The organism is Moritella sp. 24, from assembly GCF_018219155.1.
Lineage (GTDB): Bacteria > Pseudomonadota > Gammaproteobacteria > Enterobacterales > Moritellaceae > Moritella.
The window spans coordinates 777,623-796,616 of sequence record NZ_CP056123.1 but is presented as its reverse complement, the minus strand read 5'-3'; the positions used below and the strand labels follow the sequence as shown (position 1 = coordinate 796,616).

At 39.6% G+C, this 18,994-nt stretch carries 18 protein-coding genes; 5 read left to right on the top strand and 13 right to left on the bottom strand.

Features of this window, described 5'->3' with window-relative positions:
• Positions 1-240: 240 nt before the first annotated feature.
• The 10 genes from pepB to trmJ all read right to left on the bottom strand — a co-directional run bounded on the left by pepB (position 241) and on the right by trmJ (position 10,148).
• Complete coding sequence (gene pepB / locus HWV00_RS03745; protein ID WP_211684770.1) at positions 241-1,536, bottom strand: aminopeptidase PepB; 1,296 nt, start codon at positions 1,534-1,536, stop codon at positions 241-243.
• Positions 1,537-3,628: 2,092 nt separating this feature from the next.
• Positions 3,629-3,826, bottom strand: coding sequence for a Fe-S cluster assembly protein IscX (iscX, locus tag HWV00_RS03740; protein WP_211684769.1), 198 nt, complete (start codon positions 3,824-3,826; stop codon positions 3,629-3,631).
• Positions 3,827-3,938: 112 nt separating this feature from the next.
• Complete coding sequence (fdx, locus tag HWV00_RS03735; protein WP_211684768.1) at positions 3,939-4,277, bottom strand: ISC system 2Fe-2S type ferredoxin; 339 nt, start codon at positions 4,275-4,277, stop codon at positions 3,939-3,941.
• A gap of 3 nt (positions 4,278-4,280) precedes the next feature.
• Entirely contained in the window at positions 4,281-6,140 is a 1,860-nt protein-coding gene (gene hscA / locus HWV00_RS03730; RefSeq protein WP_211684767.1) for a Fe-S protein assembly chaperone HscA, read from the bottom strand.
• Positions 6,141-6,170: 30 nt separating this feature from the next.
• Positions 6,171-6,689 carry a co-chaperone HscB gene (hscB, locus tag HWV00_RS03725; protein ID WP_211684766.1) on the bottom strand — a complete coding sequence of 173 codons (519 nt, stop codon included), beginning with the start codon at positions 6,687-6,689 and terminating at the stop codon, positions 6,171-6,173.
• A 69-nt stretch (positions 6,690-6,758) separates the two neighbouring features.
• Positions 6,759-7,082 carry an iron-sulfur cluster assembly protein IscA gene (iscA, locus tag HWV00_RS03720; RefSeq protein ID WP_211684765.1) on the bottom strand — a complete coding sequence of 108 codons (324 nt, stop codon included), beginning with the start codon at positions 7,080-7,082 and terminating at the stop codon, positions 6,759-6,761.
• 9 nt (positions 7,083-7,091) lie between these two features.
• A complete protein-coding gene (gene iscU / locus HWV00_RS03715) occupies positions 7,092-7,475 on the bottom strand; it encodes a Fe-S cluster assembly scaffold IscU (RefSeq protein WP_019441554.1) in 384 nt (127 codons plus the stop codon).
• A gap of 52 nt (positions 7,476-7,527) precedes the next feature.
• The gene (locus HWV00_RS03710; RefSeq protein ID WP_211684764.1) at positions 7,528-8,742 is read right to left on the bottom strand and encodes an IscS subfamily cysteine desulfurase; all 1,215 of its coding nucleotides are present in this window, start codon (positions 8,740-8,742) and stop codon (positions 7,528-7,530) included.
• 95 nt (positions 8,743-8,837) lie between these two features.
• The gene (gene iscR / locus HWV00_RS03705) at positions 8,838-9,311 is read right to left on the bottom strand and encodes a Fe-S cluster assembly transcriptional regulator IscR (RefSeq protein ID WP_211684763.1); all 474 of its coding nucleotides are present in this window, start codon (positions 9,309-9,311) and stop codon (positions 8,838-8,840) included.
• 120 nt (positions 9,312-9,431) lie between these two features.
• Positions 9,432-10,148, bottom strand: a complete 717-nt coding sequence (gene trmJ / locus HWV00_RS03700; protein ID WP_211684762.1) for a tRNA (cytosine(32)/uridine(32)-2'-O)-methyltransferase TrmJ — start codon at positions 10,146-10,148, stop codon at positions 9,432-9,434.
• Positions 10,149-10,426: 278 nt separating this feature from the next.
• Between trmJ and HWV00_RS03695 the strand changes: the two genes are divergently transcribed.
• From HWV00_RS03695 to HWV00_RS03675, 5 genes are all read left to right on the top strand, one after another.
• Entirely contained in the window at positions 10,427-11,398 is a 972-nt protein-coding gene (locus HWV00_RS03695; RefSeq protein WP_211684761.1) for a triacylglycerol lipase, read from the top strand.
• Between the two features lie 2 nt (positions 11,399-11,400).
• Complete coding sequence (locus HWV00_RS03690; RefSeq protein WP_211684760.1) at positions 11,401-12,390, top strand: lipase secretion chaperone; 990 nt, start codon at positions 11,401-11,403, stop codon at positions 12,388-12,390.
• Between the two features lie 191 nt (positions 12,391-12,581).
• Positions 12,582-13,385, top strand: a complete 804-nt coding sequence (gene suhB / locus HWV00_RS03685; protein ID WP_211684759.1) for an inositol-1-monophosphatase — start codon at positions 12,582-12,584, stop codon at positions 13,383-13,385.
• Positions 13,386-13,754: 369 nt separating this feature from the next.
• Positions 13,755-14,756 (top strand): alpha/beta fold hydrolase, encoded by a 1,002-nt coding sequence (locus HWV00_RS03680; RefSeq protein WP_255554899.1) that lies wholly within the window; start codon positions 13,755-13,757, stop codon positions 14,754-14,756.
• A 244-nt stretch (positions 14,757-15,000) separates the two neighbouring features.
• A complete protein-coding gene (locus tag HWV00_RS03675; protein ID WP_211684758.1) occupies positions 15,001-15,837 on the top strand; it encodes a patatin family protein in 837 nt (278 codons plus the stop codon).
• A 103-nt stretch (positions 15,838-15,940) separates the two neighbouring features.
• Here the strand turns inward: HWV00_RS03675 and HWV00_RS03670 are convergent, their stop codons facing one another.
• The 3 genes from HWV00_RS03670 to HWV00_RS03660 all read right to left on the bottom strand — a co-directional run bounded on the left by HWV00_RS03670 (position 15,941) and on the right by HWV00_RS03660 (position 18,942).
• On the bottom strand, positions 15,941-16,207 hold the full coding sequence (locus tag HWV00_RS03670; protein ID WP_211686314.1) for a DUF5062 family protein: 267 nt from the start codon (positions 16,205-16,207) through the stop codon (positions 15,941-15,943).
• Between the two features lie 162 nt (positions 16,208-16,369).
• Positions 16,370-16,711 (bottom strand): hypothetical protein, encoded by a 342-nt coding sequence (locus tag HWV00_RS03665; protein ID WP_211684757.1) that lies wholly within the window; start codon positions 16,709-16,711, stop codon positions 16,370-16,372.
• A 188-nt stretch (positions 16,712-16,899) separates the two neighbouring features.
• Entirely contained in the window at positions 16,900-18,942 is a 2,043-nt protein-coding gene (locus HWV00_RS03660; protein WP_211684756.1) for an NADPH-dependent 2,4-dienoyl-CoA reductase, read from the bottom strand.
• Positions 18,943-18,994: the final 52 nt, after the last annotated feature.

The window sequence follows — 18,994 nt, the reverse complement described above, 5'->3', positions numbered from 1 at the left end:
CGCATCTGAGCGTTTGAGCATTTTAAGGGGCGCGAATATTAGCATAAAACAAGTCTTAAGCAATAAAATAAACTGGAGAGGCGGATTTATCAGCATTTATAACTAAATCGTGGTGTGTTTATTCGTTCATAGCATTATTCAGGATATTTATGATGAGTCATTAAATAATAAAAAGCCCGAATTATGGATGCTATATCCAAATTAATTCGGGCTTATTCACTTTCTTAAAACGGGGATGAGTTAATCAAGTAATGTTTTAGCTAATGTGCGGATACCATGCCCTTTCGCACCCGTCGCCCATAGATCATTCGCTGCCTTTTGATAACAACCTGCTAAATCTAAATGCAACCAACCTTGTCCATCTTCACGTACAAAACGTGATAAGAATGCCGCAGCAGTAGATGCTCCAGCACGACCTTCACCGGCATGGATATTTGCCATATCAGCAAAGCTCGATGGCAATTGCTGTTGATGCCATTTTTCTAGTGGTAGTTGCCAAGCAAACTCATTTTCTGCTTTCGCATTTGCTAATACTGAGTTAACGAAGTTCTGATCAAAGCCAAATAGTGCATTATAATCACGACCAAGCGCCATCTTAGCTGCACCAGTCAATGTCGCGGCATCAATCAAGCGTTGTGGCGCGTTCTCTTCTGCAGCCAGCAAACCGTCAGCTAGCACTAAACGACCTTCAGCATCAGTATTAAGCACTTCTACAGTGATATCATTTTTGTAGGTAATAATATCACCCAGTTTAAAGGCATTGCTGCTGATCATGTTCTCAGCACAGCATAAGAATAGCTGTACACGTTTATCTAAACCTTGGCTAATCGCTAAAGCAAGTGCGCCAGTTAATGTCGCTGCACCGCCCATATCACTTTTCATTACAGCCATGCCATCAGAAGGTTTAATGCTGTAACCACCCGAGTCAAACGTAATGCCCTTGCCTACTAGTGCTGTTGCAATAGGTGCATCAGCATCACCTGTTGGGTTGAAGTCTAATTGCAACATTGCAGGAAGGTGTTGACTGCCACGACCGACGGTATGAATACCGGTAAAGCCATGTGTTAATAAATCGTCACCCGCAATGATATTATACGTGATCGATTCAGGCGCTATTTTCAATAATAGATCCGCTGCACTTTGCGCTAGCTTAACCGGATACATTTCTTCTGCATCAGTGTTAATTGTTTTACGAACCCAGTGACTTGCTTGCTGAAAAGCATAAAAGTCTTTCTTCTCAGCGACACTTGCTAGCTCTAAACCAAAACAAGCTTCCTGATTTTCTTTCGCGGTGTAATAACCTTGATCAAATGCAATACGTAACTCAGTATTCCATAACTCGCCTTTTAAGCTGACTTTACCTATGCCTTGATTTGATAACTTACGTGCTGCACGTTGTACTTGTAATGAGTAGTCAGCACTATTATCACCAAGATGAATAGATGCAACTCCGGCATTAAAACTCACTAATGCATTCTTGCCCCAAAAACTGTCAGCGGGAGCAAGCGTTAGTTCTACGCTCATGAAATCCTTCATTAAATATCCTTAATATCGACGTGTTAGTGCGATTACTATAACAATACTTTAATGATTTGTTTGGTTATGTATCATAAAAGTACGGTTAAACACTTTATTATTCCACACCTTAAAAGTCGAATTGGACATTTAATGTATCTATGAATAATTCGTTCGACTTAAATGAACGTTTTTTTCGAACATTTCACGACCAATAGAATAATCTCAAACTACAATTTTTTTATCCCCCTTAGCGAACTGGTTTTTGCAAAAAAATCGGAAAAAGTGTCATGATATAAATCACGCTCAATGCGATGATCGGGGATAGCTTCGCGCCCTACTTTTATGATTGGTCCGGGCTTTATGCCGAGGGCATGATTGACGCGAGCGAATGGAAAGCGAATCGGTTTAGGTTGATGTAACGAGCCAAACATAGATAAATACAGCCATTTACGGCCATCTTACCTGAAACTACAGATCACCAAATCAGTGCAGAATTAAGTTGTCAATTTAAGCGGTAATCATCAGGGTTTAAGCTTTTCGAGCGACATTTTGATCGAACATCCTTTTGACGCTGCGTATTATCACCTTTATGTGCAATAGCCCGCTCAGGAACTATTTAAGCCCTAGATCTAAAAAGCCTCCAACAAGGAGGACAAATTTACTATCCCACTACAAAAAAGCATTGCAAACGCTAATGATATTCATTATCATTACCTTGTTTTTCAGAGGTTCAGGTTCCTTTTTAGGATAAGACATTGCTCACATGGCTTCAGGTTTACCTTATTACTCACTTATATTTGTAGGGTAAACCTATCCCCCCATTTTTCTGAAAGACAAAGTCTCATCACCAACATAAATTTTAATCCATTGTTATCCACTTTTCATTCCACCCTCATTTTCATGCGTATTAATCACTTTTATGTTCAATCGGCCGCTAAGAGACTGTTTTATCCCAAGATCTATAAAACCTCCAATTAGGAGGCTTTATAAAATTTTTATCTACTTGGATTTTGAACATAGGCCACCTTTGGCGGTAACTAACATTAAAAAAACAACGTTTAATATAAAAACTACACCTAAAGGGCATTGTCATGAATTGGAAATTAATATTTTTTTCCACCATCATTATTACTTTATCTTCTATAACTATAGGATTTATAGAGGGTTACATGAGCATTACATATGAATATTCGGAGTGGAGAGGATATTTTCTATTCATTCTATATTTTATCGTACCCACATATATTTTTATTTTAATAACTAATCGTCAGTTACATTACCCCATTGTTCACTCAATAACAGCAGCGTTTTTAAGTGAATTACTGGGTTATTTAGGTTTTTATTTACTGACAGGGGAAGTCTATTCCGGTTGGGACTCATATGACTTACTAGTTATATTTTCTTTAATATTCGGTTCCTCGATTGGCCTGTTCTTCCGTAAGAGACACGTATCGAATGGCTATTAACAAACCCAATCATCCTTATTCGCATGATTGTAGTGAAATAGCTAATTTGGCCACAAACTAAAAGGCTAAAATCACTGCGTATAACGCATGCTATGTAAGATTAGGTCGTGAAAATGGTTCGCGACATGAAATATAGCGAACTAATTCCAGACAAAGTGTGTAACGAACAGGCCTCAATAAAAACCTGCAATGACACACTTTTTTGATTGGTTCCATAATTTATGTAGATTACATTTTATACGTAGTGTTCTACAATGATGATTAAGATAAACAAGAACTTTCATAACCACCCGTAGAGATAGACCAGTACACGGAGATATAATAATGAGTGCAGAAAATACATCTTATATTTTAATGGCCATCTCAGGAACAACTGCGATTATTTGTTTGGGTTTTGCATTTTATTTTAGTCAGAAAAACAGTAATAACTGAAAATAACGCCATGAAGTAGAATAGTTAATTAGGCCACAGATTAAAACCCATCAACGATAATTAAGCCATGCGCGGAACCAAGGTTACAAAATGAAAAACGAGATTATTTCATCTTGTTTTTCATAAGTTAAAGCAAAAAAAAGCCCACAATCAGCATAATGCTAACCATGGGCTTATTCTGTATTAACGATTATCCATTAACAATTAAATAGTTAATATTCATCAATCCAAGCAAGCATCACTGCTTCAAGAACTCGTTCACCACAATGATTAGGATCATCGGTAAACTCATCTAACCCTAATATCATCTTACGTAAATCCGTAAATCTGACTTGTTGTGGGTCTTGTTCTGGATAATGTTCAGCTAACGTAATTGCAATCTCAGCACTGTCTGACCAAGCTAACGCCATAAAACCTCCCTGAAATAAACACCGTACAGTAATCAATACTGTACGGTTACTTTCAGTTTAGTTCGGTTACGTCATAAATGCGCGTAACCAAGATGCTTTCACTTAACTGTAATTAGTGGCTTTCAGAAACCATATTAATTGTATATTTCGGGATCTCAACAACCAGATCTTCGTCTTCGATAATTGCTTGGCAACCTAAACGAGAATCAGGTTCTAAGCCCCATGCTTTATCTAGCATGTCATCTTCAAGTTCATCGCTTTCTTCAATTGAATCAAAGCCTTCACGAATGATCACATGACAAGTAGTACAAGCACATGATTTTTCACATGCATGTTCAATGATAATTTTGTTTTTTAATGCAACATCAAGGATTGTTTCACCTTTAGCAGCCTCTACAGAGAGACCTTCTGGGCATAAATCTTCATGAGGTAAAAATATAACTTTTGGCATTTCTTAGACCTTATCTACCGACTGACCCTGCAACGCTTTACGGATTGATTGATCCATACGGCGAGCAGCAAAATCTTGTGTTAATTTATCGACTGTTTCAATTTCTTTTTCAATCGCATCTCTATCATCACCCTGACGGATCTGATAAAGCGTTTGAATCGCTGTTTCAATGACATTTTGTTCAGCATCAGAAAGTAATGCTTTACCGTCTTGTTGTAAGGCAACGATCAGGCTTTCCATTACGCGGTCAGCTTCTAACTGTTGCTCAGCTAACATACGCGCAGTTACATCTTCTTTCGCATATGTCATTGAATCTTTAAGCATGTTTGCAACTTCATTATCACTTAAACCATAAGACGGTTTAACTTGAATCGAAGCAGATACACCCGATGATTTTTCCATCGCTGATACACTTAGCAAACCATCAGCATCAACTTGGAACGTCACACGAATATGTGCAGCACCTGCCGCCATAGGTGGAATACCAGTTAATGAGAAACGCGCTAATGAACGACAATCAGCAACCATCTCACGTTCGCCTTGCAGCACGTGAATTGTCATTGCCGTTTGCCCATCTTTAAACGTGGTAAACTCTTGCGCACGTGCTACAGGGATAGTTGTATTACGTGGAATAACTTTCTCAACCAGGCCGCCCATGGTTTCTAAACCAAGTGATAACGGTGTAACATCCAGCAGTAATAAATCTGAATCAGGTTTGTTACCCACTAATACGTCAGCCTGAATCGCAGCACCAATCGCAACAACTTTATCTGGGTTAATACTCGTTAGTGGTTCTTGAGCGAAGAACTCACCTACTTTTTCACGTACTAATGGCACGCGCGTTGAACCGCCTACCATCACAACTTCAAGTACGTCATCTTTGCTGATATCGGCATCTTTTAACGAACGGCGACATGCTAATAAAGTGCGCTTAACTAATGGCTGAATAAGACCATCAAACGTTTCACGGCTTAATGTTCCCTGCCAGTTAACAGACTCTAATGCGATAGTAATATTAACGCTAGCTGAATCTGTTAAGTCTTGTTTCGCTTGTTTTGCTTGTGTTAGTAGCAAACGCTGCATTGCTAATGATTGCTCTCCCACAAGTCCCGCTTCAGCACTGATCCAATCAGCAACGAGATGATCGAAGTCATCACCGCCAAGCGCTGAATCGCCACCAGTCGCAAGTACTTCGAATACGCCTTTATTAAGACGTAAAATAGAGATATCGAACGTACCACCACCCAGATCGTAAACAGCAATAATGCCTTCTTGACCCGCATCTAAACCGTATGCAATCGCAGCGGCTGTTGGTTCATTCAATAAACGTAAAACATTCAGTCCTGCGATATTTGCCGCGTCTTTCGTACCTTGACGTTGTGCATCATCAAAATAAGCAGGTACAGTAATAACCACACCGTTAAGCTCACCAGCAAGTGTCTCAGTTGCACGTGCTGCCAATGCTTTTAGGATCTCAGCAGAAACTTGTACCGGATTAAGTTCTCCAGCTACCGTTTTAATTAACGGTTGGCCCGATGCAGATTCTACAAGTACATTCGGAATACGAGCAGCGTCAATATCTGAAAAGGCTTTGCCCATCAAACGCTTTACCGAGGAGATAGTATTTTCTGGATCCGTTACCGCTTGTTGCGCAGCGTCTTCGCCAACAACAATTGAATCTGCAGTATAACGAACCACGGAAGGTAAAATATCTTGACCCGTGTTATCAACTAATGTTTTAGCGCTGCCACTACGGACACTTGCTACTAATGAATTAGTCGTACCGAGATCAATACCAACTGCAAGTTTATGTTCATGAGGTGCTGCCGATTGACCCGGTTCAGCAATTTGAAGTAATGCCATGTTTTAGGTTCTTAAATTTAAATTATTTGATTAGTAATCAAGTAAACTATCTTCAAGTGTACTTAATTGTGCTTGCAGTTTGTAAACAAATTTTAATTTACGCACTACATTTGCCGCGTCGTTATAATGCTCTGCACTGAGTAATTTAGAAAATTCTTGCAAGTATGCTTTGATCGAGGCTGTTAGCTCATCGTCGAAGTCTGCAATTTCTTGCTCAGGGTCCGCAGAATCGGGAATATCTTCAAGACGCTCGTGTAGTTCCATTTGCTGCATAAGAAACATTGGATCTTGCAGTGTTTTTTGTTCACCACGAATATCTTCATGACAAACAGCAAGGATATATTCTGCACGTTGAATTGGCGACTTTAGAGTGGAATACGCATCATTAACTTGCGATGATTTTTGCACTGCAATTAAGCGATCTCGCTCACTGCCATTAGCAAAGTTATCAGGGTGTAGTGTGCGCTGTAAGTCTCGATATGTTGTTGCTAAACCGGCACTATCTAGTTCAAAATTAACGGGTAAACCAAACAGCTCAAAATGGTTCATCTGACGACCTTTAATGGATAGATTAAATAAACAAAACCCAAATAACGAGGTTATTTGGGTATATCAATATTACACGTTGAAGCTTTCACCGCAGCCGCATTCGCCTTTCATGTTGGGATTGTTAAATTCAAACCCTTCATTGAGGCCTTCTTTAACGAAATCTAATTCGATTCCATCAAGATAAACGTAGCTTTTTTTATCCACGATAACGGTAACACCTTTTTCAACAAAAACTTCATCGTTCTCATCAATAGTGTCAACAAACTCAAGGATATAAGCAAGGCCAGAACAACCAGATGTTTTCACACCCAGACGTAGACCGGCACCTTTACCACGCTTCTCAAGATAGCGAGCAACGCGCGCTGCAGCAGAGTCAGATAAAGTAACAGCCATCGTTAGCTCCTAAGACTCTTTTTTCTTTTTGTAATCATCAATTGCAGCTTTGATTGCATCTTCAGCAAGAATTGAACAGTGAATTTTCACTGGAGGCAATTCTAGTTCTTCAGCAATAGTTGTATTGGTGATTTCGCCTGCTTGCTCAATGCTCTTGCCTTTTACCCATTCGGTAACTAAAGAACTTGATGCAATAGCAGAACCACAACCGTAAGTTTTGAATTTAGCATCTTCAATGATGCCTTCTTCATTAATTTTAAGTTGTAACTTCATTACGTCACCACAAGCCGGTGCGCCAACCATACCGGTTGCGATAGATGGGTCACTTTTATCAAATGAACCTACGTTACGTGGGTTTTCATAATGGTCGATTACTTTTTCGCTATAAGCCATGATATAACTCCTTCAAACTGAATATAAATTTTCGTGAAATAAGGGTGAACGTTTAGTGGTGATCCCACTCGATAGTGCTTAAATCGATACCATCTTTAAACATCTCCCATAAAGGTGACATTTCACGTAATTTACTGATGTTTTCTTTAATGATGCTTGTTGCATAATCTACTTCTTCTTCTGTCGTAAAACGACCGAATGAGAAACGAATTGAGCTATGCGCCATTTCATCGTTTAGACCTAATGCACGTAGTACATAAGATGGTTCTAAACTTGCTGATGTACAAGCAGAGCCTGAAGAAACCGCGAGGTCTTTCAGTGCCATCATTAATGACTCACCTTCAACAAAGTTGAAGCTTACGTTCAGGTTACTCACGATACGCTGTTCAGCGTGACCGTTTAGATATACTTCTTCAATATCGGTAATACCAGCCCAGAAACGTTTACGTAATGCTTCTGCATGGTCTGTATCTTGTTGCATTTCTTCTTTAGCAATGCGGAAAGCTTCACCCATACCCACAATTTGGTGAGTAGGAAGTGTACCACTACGCATACCACGTTCATGACCGCCACCGTGCATCTGTGCTTCTAAACGGATACGAGGTTTACGTTGAACGTATAATGCACCAATACCTTTAGGGCCATAAATTTTATGTGCCGATACTGATAACATATCTACTTTAAGTTCAGAAAAGTCGATTGGTAATTTGCCCGCACTTTGCGCAGCATCTACATGGAATAAGACTTTCTTAGAACGACAAAGTTCACCCAATGCAGCGATATCATTAATCGCACCAATTTCATTATTCACGTGCATGATACTAACAATAATTGTATCTTCACGGATTGCAGCTTCAAGGATTTCTACTGTAATTAGACCTTCAGAAGTTGGGTCTAAATACGTTACTTCAAAACCTTCACGCTCTAGTTGACGACAAGTATCAAGCACTGCTTTGTGCTCAATTTTACTTGTAATGATATGCTTGCCTTTTTTATTATAAAAATGCGCAGCACCTTTAATAGCAAGATTGTTTGATTCAGTAGCACCCGACGTAATAACAACTTCACGTGGATCTGCATTCACTAAATCTGCAATTTGATTACGAGCAATGTCTACTGCTTCTTCTGCCTGCCAACCGAAACGATGTGAACGAGACGCAGGGTTACCAAAGATGCCGTCCATAGTCAGACACTGCATCATTTTTTCTGCTACACGAGGGTCTACAGGCGTAGTCGCAGAATAATCCAAATAAATAGGTTTTTTCATCTAGTCATTGCTCCATACAACACAATTAGGTCACTAATTAGTGTTCATATCTTATAATTATAATTATGATTACTTATGTATTCTTTAAATACGTATCAAATGATATTGATATCAATTTTATTTAATACTTGGCGGTTATGATCTTGATCATTGACCATCTGCTTAATCTCATTATTTTTCATCAAATCAGCAAGCGATATGTTATCAAGAAAATCACTAATTCGCTCACTTAAATCATCCCAAAGTGAATGCGTTAAACAGCGTTTTCCATCATTACAACCACCTGTAGAATCACATTTGGTCGCTTTTACATTCTCGTCTACTGCATCAATGATCATCGCAACAGAAATGTCCCCAGGTAACATACCTAACTTGTAGCCACCACCGGGTCCTCTTGCACTTGCTACTAGCTTCTTTCGACGTAATCGAGAGAATAGCTGCTCCAAATACGACAGTGAAATACTTTGTCGTTCCGATATTTCAGCTAATGGCACAGGTTTCACTTCTGCGTGCAATGCAAGGTCGATCATAGCCGTAACGGCGTAACGTCCCTTCGATGTCAATCGCATAGCAACCTCTAAAACTGTTATTTACAGTTATGGTTACATACCCGACTAAAATGGTCAAGTATATACCTGACTAATTTACTCAGGTATTAAAATTAAGCAATCGATGGAACAACGTCGTCACTATTTTTTCAGATTACGTTGAATAGACACTAATGCGCCACGTAGAATATTTAATTCAACGGTTTCTGGACGAGCTCGAGTGAAGAGTCGACGTAAACGATTCATAACCACACCTGGATGCGCTTTATTGATAAAACCAGAATCCCATAACGTCTCTTCAAGATGCGTATGGAACATTTCCAATTCAGCTTGCTTTGGATACGGATTATCTTGTTCTGGGAACGAGTTTGTCGCCAGATAAGCCATACGTGTTTCGTATGTTAAAATCTGTACAGCCATTGCGAGGTTTAATGAGCTATATTCAGGATTTGCAGAAACACATACATGGTAAGTACATTTTTGTAGTTCATCATTGGTTAAGCCAATACGTTCGCGACCAAATACTAATGCAACAGGATAGTTAGGCACTTCTTCGATTAGCTTCAAGCCCGCTTCACGTGAATCTAGCATTGGCCACTGCAATGTACGAGAGCGTGCACTTGTGCCAATCACCAGGCCACAATCTGTTACCGCTTCTTCTAAGGTATCGACGATGATCGCATTTTCTAGTACATCTGCGGCACCAGCAGCCAACGCAACTGATTTTTCATCAATTTCACAAAGAGGCGCAACTAACACTAATTGCGTTAAACCCATTGTTTTCATGGCGCGAGCGGCCGAACCAATATTACCTGGGTGAGATGTACCGACTAATACAACTTTTACGTTTGCTAACATTATTAATACCTAAAAAGACGCATAATAGTAAAACTGGGAAAATTTAAACCTCGTGTTTAAACCACCGTTCAGACTATTATTGGAATTGTTAATTTACTGGTCGCGAATTCTATCACAGTATACGAGGTATATCTCGCTTCAATATCATCCCCACCTTGACTTACAACTCTTACTCTAGCTTACGTCTGCTTACGTTTTTCCTATTCTTAATATGACACCATAACGATGAACAATAAAGTTCAATGATTTCAAATAAATGGCAATCTAAGGATGGTAAAATGAAACGCTTAATGTTCGTCACAATAATGCTAGTAACAACCTTACTCAATTATGCAAATGCTGCAACCAATCGAAATTATACAGATACACAATACCCGATTGTACTTGTACATGGTTTTTTAGGGTTTGATGATATTCAAGGCTATGACTATTTTTATAAAATAGCGCAAACACTAAGACAAAACGGTGCAACGGTTTATACCGCTCAAGTATCATCAACCAATACAACTGAAATTAGAGGCGAGCAGCTTTTACTGCAAGTTAAACAGTTTTTAGCGCGTACAGGCGCAAGCAAAGTGAATTTAATAGGTCACAGCCACGGCGGTCCAACGTCTCGATACGTGGCATCTGTCGCCCCAGAGCTCGTTGCATCAGTAACCAGTATTGGTGGTGTGAATAAAGGATCTAAGTTCGCAGATTTATTTTATAGCGTGGCGCCAGATGGCACGTTAGTTAATAGTGCAAGTTCAAGTGTTATTGGCTATTTATCAAAAATAACACAATATCTATCGAGCGGTTCGACACTTCCAGTCAATGCTAAAGGGGCTTTAAAAGCATTAACGACACATGAGTCTCTCGCCTTCAATAAAAAATATCCAGAGGGTGTACCTACAACAGCATGTGGTCAAGGTGACCCTGTAGTAACAAGTACAGTCAACGGCATCCAGCACAAGGTGTATTATTACTCTTGGAGTGGTAGTCGATTAATGACGAGTCCAAAAGATGCACTTGTTGATGCTCCACTAAAAGCAGTGAGCTTACTTGCTTTCGGTTCATCATGGTTAGGTGGTGAAGCAAATGATGGCATGGTTGGTGTTTGCAGTACGCACTTAGGCAAAGTCATCAACGATAGCTACCGCATGAATCATGTTGATGAAATTAATCAGGTACTGGGGCATACCGCTTTATTCTTGTCTGTACCAAGTATTTACCGTCAACACGCAAACCGATTGAAACTACAAGGCTTATAATCATGAAAAAGGCTACGCTAGCAATCACAATTATCACCGCGGCTGCGAGTGTAGCCTATATAAAGTTAATCGATGATCCGATTCATAAACAAACTATCGTCATCATTAATCCCGCAGTTGATTCCAAAACAAAAAGAATAGAAGCAGTACAGCATAACGGAGAGATAGTGCTAAAAAGCAAAGATAAAAAAATAATACCGTCAATCATCAGAATCGATAACGCTTCAATTCAAGCCGTATCTCAACAAGACACTGAGATTGATCAGGCCTCATTACGCGATATGTTTGATTATTTTTTATCGGGTTTTAATGAAACAGAAACAGAAACAGATATCGAACACTTAAAAATGAACGTCAAAAAGTTCATTACAAATAGCCCTGAACACTACAGTTCAGCAGACTATGATTTATTCGAACGCTTCCTTTTATATAAACAGTCTTTACTCTCGATAGACATAAACAGCGCACCCAGTATTGATGATTTAGAACGCCTCGATAGTGAATTAAGGAGTAAACAGTTGGCGTTATTTAGCCCTGAAGAGCAAACGTTACTCTTTAATAACGAGAATCTACATCGACAAGTCACTATAAAAAAACAACAATTACAAGCAATCTCTGTATCTCAAGTTGATTACAACTACCTATTAAAAGAAGAGTTGTCGAATATGCCCGATGAGATTAGTCGCGTTTATCAAGATGATCTTATCTCTGCCGAACTCAATCAAGTAGCGAGTAATGATGATGCACAACAACGTTATATCACGTATGAAGCATTACTCGGGTCAGAGGCCGCAGTAAGAATGACAGCCCTAGAACAGCAAGAAGCGCGATTTAATCGCAAAGTAAATTCATATCTAGCGCAGAGAAAAGTAATTCTCAACGATGACAGTAACTTAAATAAAGAAACACATATAAATGAGTTAAGAGACGCACACTTTAATGCCACAGAGCAAAAGCGGATCCGATCCCTTGAGTACATCAGTGATCTATAATATATCTGTTACCGCTCATCTACCTACAGTTGTTCAGCGGTATTTAAAGCAAAACAACAATACGCGGAGCAATCGCCAAACTAAAAATATGGGCAATTTTAAATAAGAAAAAATAAATTTTGAACATTTTAATAAAGTTGGTATACTCCGCGCCCTAAATCCCGTTCTTTCAAAAATTTGGTGGTAATAGTATGCATCCGATGCTAACAATCGCGATCCGTGCTGCGCGTGACGCAGGCAATATAATCGTAAAAGCTTATGGTGATCCAAGCAAGACTAAAGTAGAGCAAAAAGGCACAAATGATTTTGTGACTAACGTAGACAAAGAAGCTGAAGCAGCTATTATCGCTACAATTAAAAAAGCCTACCCAGAGCATACTATCATCGCAAAAGAAAGCGGTGCTACAACTGGTACAGATACAGACTACCAGTGGATCATTGACCCACTAAACGGTACGACTAACTTTGTTAAAGGCATCCCACACTTTGCTATTTCTGTTGCTTTACACGTTAAAGGTAAAGCTGAAGTTGCTGTTATCTTTGATGCTATCGGTGATGAAATCTTCTCTGCTTGTCGTGGTAAAGGCGCTCAATTAAACGGTTTCCGTTTACGTGCTGGTTCTGCTAAAGATTTATCAGGTACTGTTCTTGCTACTGGCTTCCCACATACGATGAAGCACCAACAAGATACTTACATGAACATCTTCGGCGCATTATTCTCTGAATGTGCTGATGTACGTGCATCAGGTTGCCCTGCACTTAACCTTGCTTACCTAGCAGCTGGTCGTGTAGATGGTTTCTGGAGCATGGGTCAAAAACCTTGGGAAACTGCAGCGGGTAACTTAATCGCTACTGAATCAGGCGCAATCGTAACTGATTTCGCTGGCGGCCATGATTTCTTCAAATCTGGTAACTCAGTTGTTGCATCTCCACGTGTACTTAAAGATATGCTTGCTAAGATCCGTCCTCACCTGACTGAATCTTTAGCTAAATAATATTAGCGCGAACGCTAGATTATTGAGTTCAAATCTTAAGTAAAAAAGGCCCAGTACTTGTACAAGTACTGGGCCTTTTTATGTTTACTCGACTATCAGCTAATAACTTATTACACAGCCTATATAAGCCATTTCATGACACCTTTACGTTTCGTCTCAGTTTAATACCAGTGAATACTCATTACCTTAGCTGGACACACCAATTGTAAATCCACTGTTTAGTGATCAATATCCACATTCTGAAATTAAGTAATTAAATTAGGCATTAGTTTAAAATAAACTTGTTTATGCTTAATCACTTTTTAATTTTACGTAGCATTCGCTATTTATTTTTAAATAAAAAAACCATATTTCAAGGATGAAACAGTGATGATGAGATTTGAATTCGGTAATATATTACCTTTAGCGGCCTTAACGCTCGCGACAAGTTTAAGCTTAGCAGGATGCTCAAGTATGCAAGAAGCCGTTGCAGCAAGTCCGACAGTCAGCAGTGTTTGGGGCGTAGGTGAAATGCCACTAGAAGATATCAATGCACTGTACACTAACGAAGAATCACAGTGGATGAGCATTAATGGTATGCAGGTTCACTACCGTGACGAAGGTAATCCCGATGGCCAACCAATTGTATTAATACACGGTATTTTATCGTCATTGCATACATGGGATAAGTGGAACGAAGGCTTAGCGGATGATTACCGCATCATTAGTCTTGATGTCCCTGGGTTTGGTTTGACTGGTGGTCAAAAAAATCCTGATGACTTCTCTGAAGATCTATTACATTCTTCTTTCGAACAATTCATCACCCAATTACAACTTGATGATTTTGTCTTAGTCGGTAATTCACTCGGCGGTTATATTTCAGCGCATTACGCCGCTAGCAACCCCGATAAAGTCGAAAAACTTATTCTCATCGACCCTGCTGGCGCGCCACAAGAACTGCCCTTTATTTTAAGCTTAGCAAGTATGCCGGGGATCAATTCACTTGCAGCTAATGTATTCCCTCCCTTCATTGTCGCGATGGGTGTCAAAGATGTATATGGTGATCCAGACCGTATAACTAAAGAGAATATGAACCGCTACATTCACTTGTCATTACGCCCTGGTGCAAAGCAAGCATATGCAAATACCATCGCTATGCTTGATGAAAAAAACAGTAAAAACAAGCCTTTAAACTTTGCATCAATCACTGCGCCAACGCTACTGATGTGGGGTGAAAAAGATATTTGGGTACCAGCAACATTAAGCGAACAATGGCTATCGAATATCCCAGGTTCTACTTTAATCACATACCCAAATGCGGGACATGTACCAATGGAAGAAATTCCACAGCAAACACTCAATGATGCACTTGCCTTTTTAAACTTAAAATAAGCAGTCACCTTTAATAAGGCGAATAATTAACATTGAGTACGACGTTAATTATTCGCCTTATCGCGACTTATACCTTCCCTTGCTTTGTCACAATATCATCATCCTGACATAATTTAGCTGTCATAGTTCTAGCCAATACTGATCAACGATAAAAGTATTTATCACACGAGAGATAGACATAAAACTACCAAATATTGGTATTTATTCTAGGCTTGTTAAATCAAGTGAATATATCGAGGTTGCTATGATAGAAACAGCACTTGTTGTAGAAGGTGGAGGAATGCGCAGCGTATTTACTGCAGGAGTGCTAGATACCTTTCTAGATCATGGGTATGACCCTTTTGATCTGTTTATTGGTAGCTCAGCAGGGACGTTGAACCTCTCCGCGTTTATCGCCGGACAAAAGAAATATTCAGTTAGACTTATTAACCACCTTGCTAAATCAGCTACGTTTGTCGATTGGACTCGTTTTTTAAAAGGCGGGAATGCCATGGAACTAGCAGAGTTACATGATTTATTAGCATTACACGATCCGATTGATCTAAACCAAGCCAAACGGCGCTTAAAATCACGCCCTTTTGTTATTACCAGTTGTGACAAATCAAAGGGTCAAGCCAGCTATCAGATGGCAGAGCCAAGTCGATGGTTTCAACAAATAATTGCATCTTGTGCATTGCCCATTGTTTTCCGACCGGGGATTAAATTCGGAGAAGATGTACATATTGATGGGGGGTTAGTCGATCCAATACCGGTAAAAAAAGCGGTCGATTTAGGTGCTAAAAATATTATCGTGATAAGAACAAGAACAAAACGTTGGATAGAGAAGTTGTCAGTCGTAGAACGCTTACTCACATACTGGGTAAGAAACGATAGCGTTCTCACCAAACTCCTTGAAAATTACAGTAAAGAATACAACAGCACTTGTGAATTTATGCGCAACCCGCCAGCAGGCATCAATATAATAGAAATTGCACCCGATGAAGAATTAAAAACGCCAACATTAACACGCCAAGTGACCACGCTAGAAAACGACTATACCGCAGGCATAAAAGCTGCAACGTCATTTTTACAACGTCATTAATCAATGATATAAAAAATGGGCTAACGATCGTGAAGATACACGCTCTAGCCCATTTTAATATTAATCAAACGTTGTTATTACAATGCAGAATTTTTAGCCTGCTTTAGTTCTCGTCTTTAAGCAAAGGGTGATCAGCAGGTAATTTACGAGATATCCAAATAGCTAATTTGTGCTTAATGTTTAAGCCTGTTTCTTGGTCTTTAGCAAGTGGTTGCATTAATTTATCAAACACCAAGGCTTTATAAATATACTGTGCTTTAACGTCTTCAGAGTCTGTCGCAGTGAATGTACTGCCACGTTGTTGAAGGTATTGCGTACCTAATGAGATAGCCGCTTTAAATAGCTTCTTTTCGTTCTTCAGTTTTGCCATCATTCCCTCTTAACTTAACATGCTGCTAATCATGCTCTACAGGCTTAGCAGAAGTGTGAAACAGTTTATACACATGCAATCTATACGCGAGGCAATTTAGCTTGAGTACAAGGCTGTTATAGCATAATTAAGCAAAAATAAATGTGACATTTAAATTATAAGTTAAGTTTTAATCGGTTGATATTGTTCAGCATCAACGAGGTGATGTGCTTCCATGGCATAAATATCATTATATTCATGCTCAATGAATAAACCAAAATTGACAGAGAGTAAGCCAATATCTTGCAAAGATAAATCTTCAAGAGACCAAACAGGAGTCGCATAATCACAGATATAATAACCTTGTAATTGTGCACTTGGATTCTCTACGATCATGAGGCGATCAATCGCGTAACACTCATCGATACCAGCAACAGATAGGCATGCTTTATCTGCAATAAGTAAGACACTGAATGTCACTTTAGAATCCGGCAGTTCTAATAAATAGCAAAGTTTTTTAGGCATTGTGACACTCATCATAAAAGTTTAACTCTGATTAAAATACTAGAACAAATTTAGACGATAGCACTGATATTCGATGAATTAATTCAATTTTTATCATTAACCCAATCTAACAATTACATTAGCAGAATAAAAAAGAGCCCAAAGGATAAGTTCCACTGAGCCCTTTTTGACAACAACGACTGTTAATTCTAAATTGTAGCAGCGAGTTCCGAGCCTTGTTTAATCGCACGTTTTGCATCAAGTTCAGCAGCGATATCAGCACCACCAATAAGATGCACTTGCTGATTTTCACCAACAAGTTGTGCTTGTAATTCGCGTAATGGATCCTGTCCTGCACAGATGATGATATTATCCACGTCTAACAATTGCGGTTCGCCAGCAACGCGAATATGCAAACCTTGATCATCGACTTTGACATATTCAACGCTATTTATCATTGCGACTTTTTTACTTGCTAAACCAGCACGATGAACCCAACCTGATGTTTTACCCAGTCCAGCACCCACCTTGCTTGTTTTACGTTGTAGTAAATAAATATCTCGTGCAGAGGCTGTCTTTTTCGCGGCGGTTAAACCACCTCGATTTGTCATGGTCAAATCAACACCCCATTCACGCATAAAGGTATCAATATCTTGACTAGCAGCAGGTTCAGTTGAATTATGCTCGTGAGCGAGGTACTCCGCAACATCAAATCCGATACCACCAGCACCAATAATTGCAACTTTATGCCCTACAGGTTTCTTATCTCGCAGTACATCCAAATAAGATAATACTTTACGATGTTCAATACCCTCAATTGGTGGCGTACGAGGAGCAATACCTGTCGCAAGTACCACATCATCAAAGCTATTAGCGATAAGTTCGTCTGCTGAGATTCGTTTGTTTAATACAACCTCAACACCTAACTTCGTTGTCATGGTCGTAAAATAACGCAAGGTTTCATAAAATTCTTCTTTACCAGGTACTTGCTTAGCTACGTTAAATTGACCTCCCACTTCAGCTTTATCATCAAACACAGTGACCTTATGTCCACGCTGTGCTGCAACTGTCGCAAACGCTAAACCAGCGGGACCAGCACCAACGACAGCAATACGCTTACTCACGGGTGATTGAATGTAAACAAGCTCTGTTTCATGGCAAGCACGAGGATTAACTAAACAAGACGTGAGTTTCATGCTAAATGTGTGGTCTAAACACGCTTGGTTACAGCCAATACAGGTATTGATCTCATCACTTTTTCCCGCTGCCGCTTTATTTACAAACTCAGGATCGGCTAAAAATGGACGTGCCATTGATACCATATCAGCATGACCTTGCTCCAGAACCGACTCGGCAATTTCAGGTGTGTTAATACGGTTTGTGGTGATCAGCGGAATAGATACTTCCCCTTTTAACTTTGCAGTTACCTTAGTAAAGGCAGCTCTTGGCACTTTCGTCACAATCGTTGGTACGCGCGCTTCATGCCAGCCGATACCCGTGTTAATGATCGTCGCCCCCGCTTTCTCAATCGCTTTTGCTAATGCGACAACTTCTTGCCAACTGCTACCCTTTTCAATTAAATCCAACATGGATAAACGGTAAATAATAATAAAATCAGTACCTACTTTCTCTCTCACTTGACGAACTATTTCAACAGGAAAGCGAATACGATTTTCAAAGCTACCGCCCCATTCATCATCACGTTGATTCGTATGCTCAACAATAAATTGGTTAATTAAATAACCCTCAGACCCCATGATCTCAACACCATCATAATTAGCTGATTGCGCTAATCCAGCACAGTTAACAAAGGCTGCTACCTGCTGATATACTTCTTCTGTTGTTAATGCTCGTGGTCGTGCTGGATTGATTGGCGCTTGAATTGCCGACGGTGCAACTGGCTGTTTACTATAAGCATAACGACCAGCATGTAATATCTGCATGCAAATTTTACCACCTTCTGCATGTACAGCTGCCGTTACTTCTTTATGCTTTTCAGCTTCTTCAGGCGTATCCATTTTAGAACCACCTTGAAAAACAGCACCTTCTGGATTTGGGCCGATACCACCAGTAACAATAAGACCGACACCACCCGCTGCACGTTCGGCAAAATAAGCTGCCATGCGTGTAAAGCCATTACTTACTTCTTCAAGTCCAGTATGCATAGATCCCATTAACACGCGGTTTTTTAACTGTGTAAAACCAAGATCAAGAGGGGATAATAAATTCGGATAATTATTACTTGCTGACATAGGTCACTCCATTGCGGTGGCGATTCAAATTCAAAGTTTATTATTATTTTTG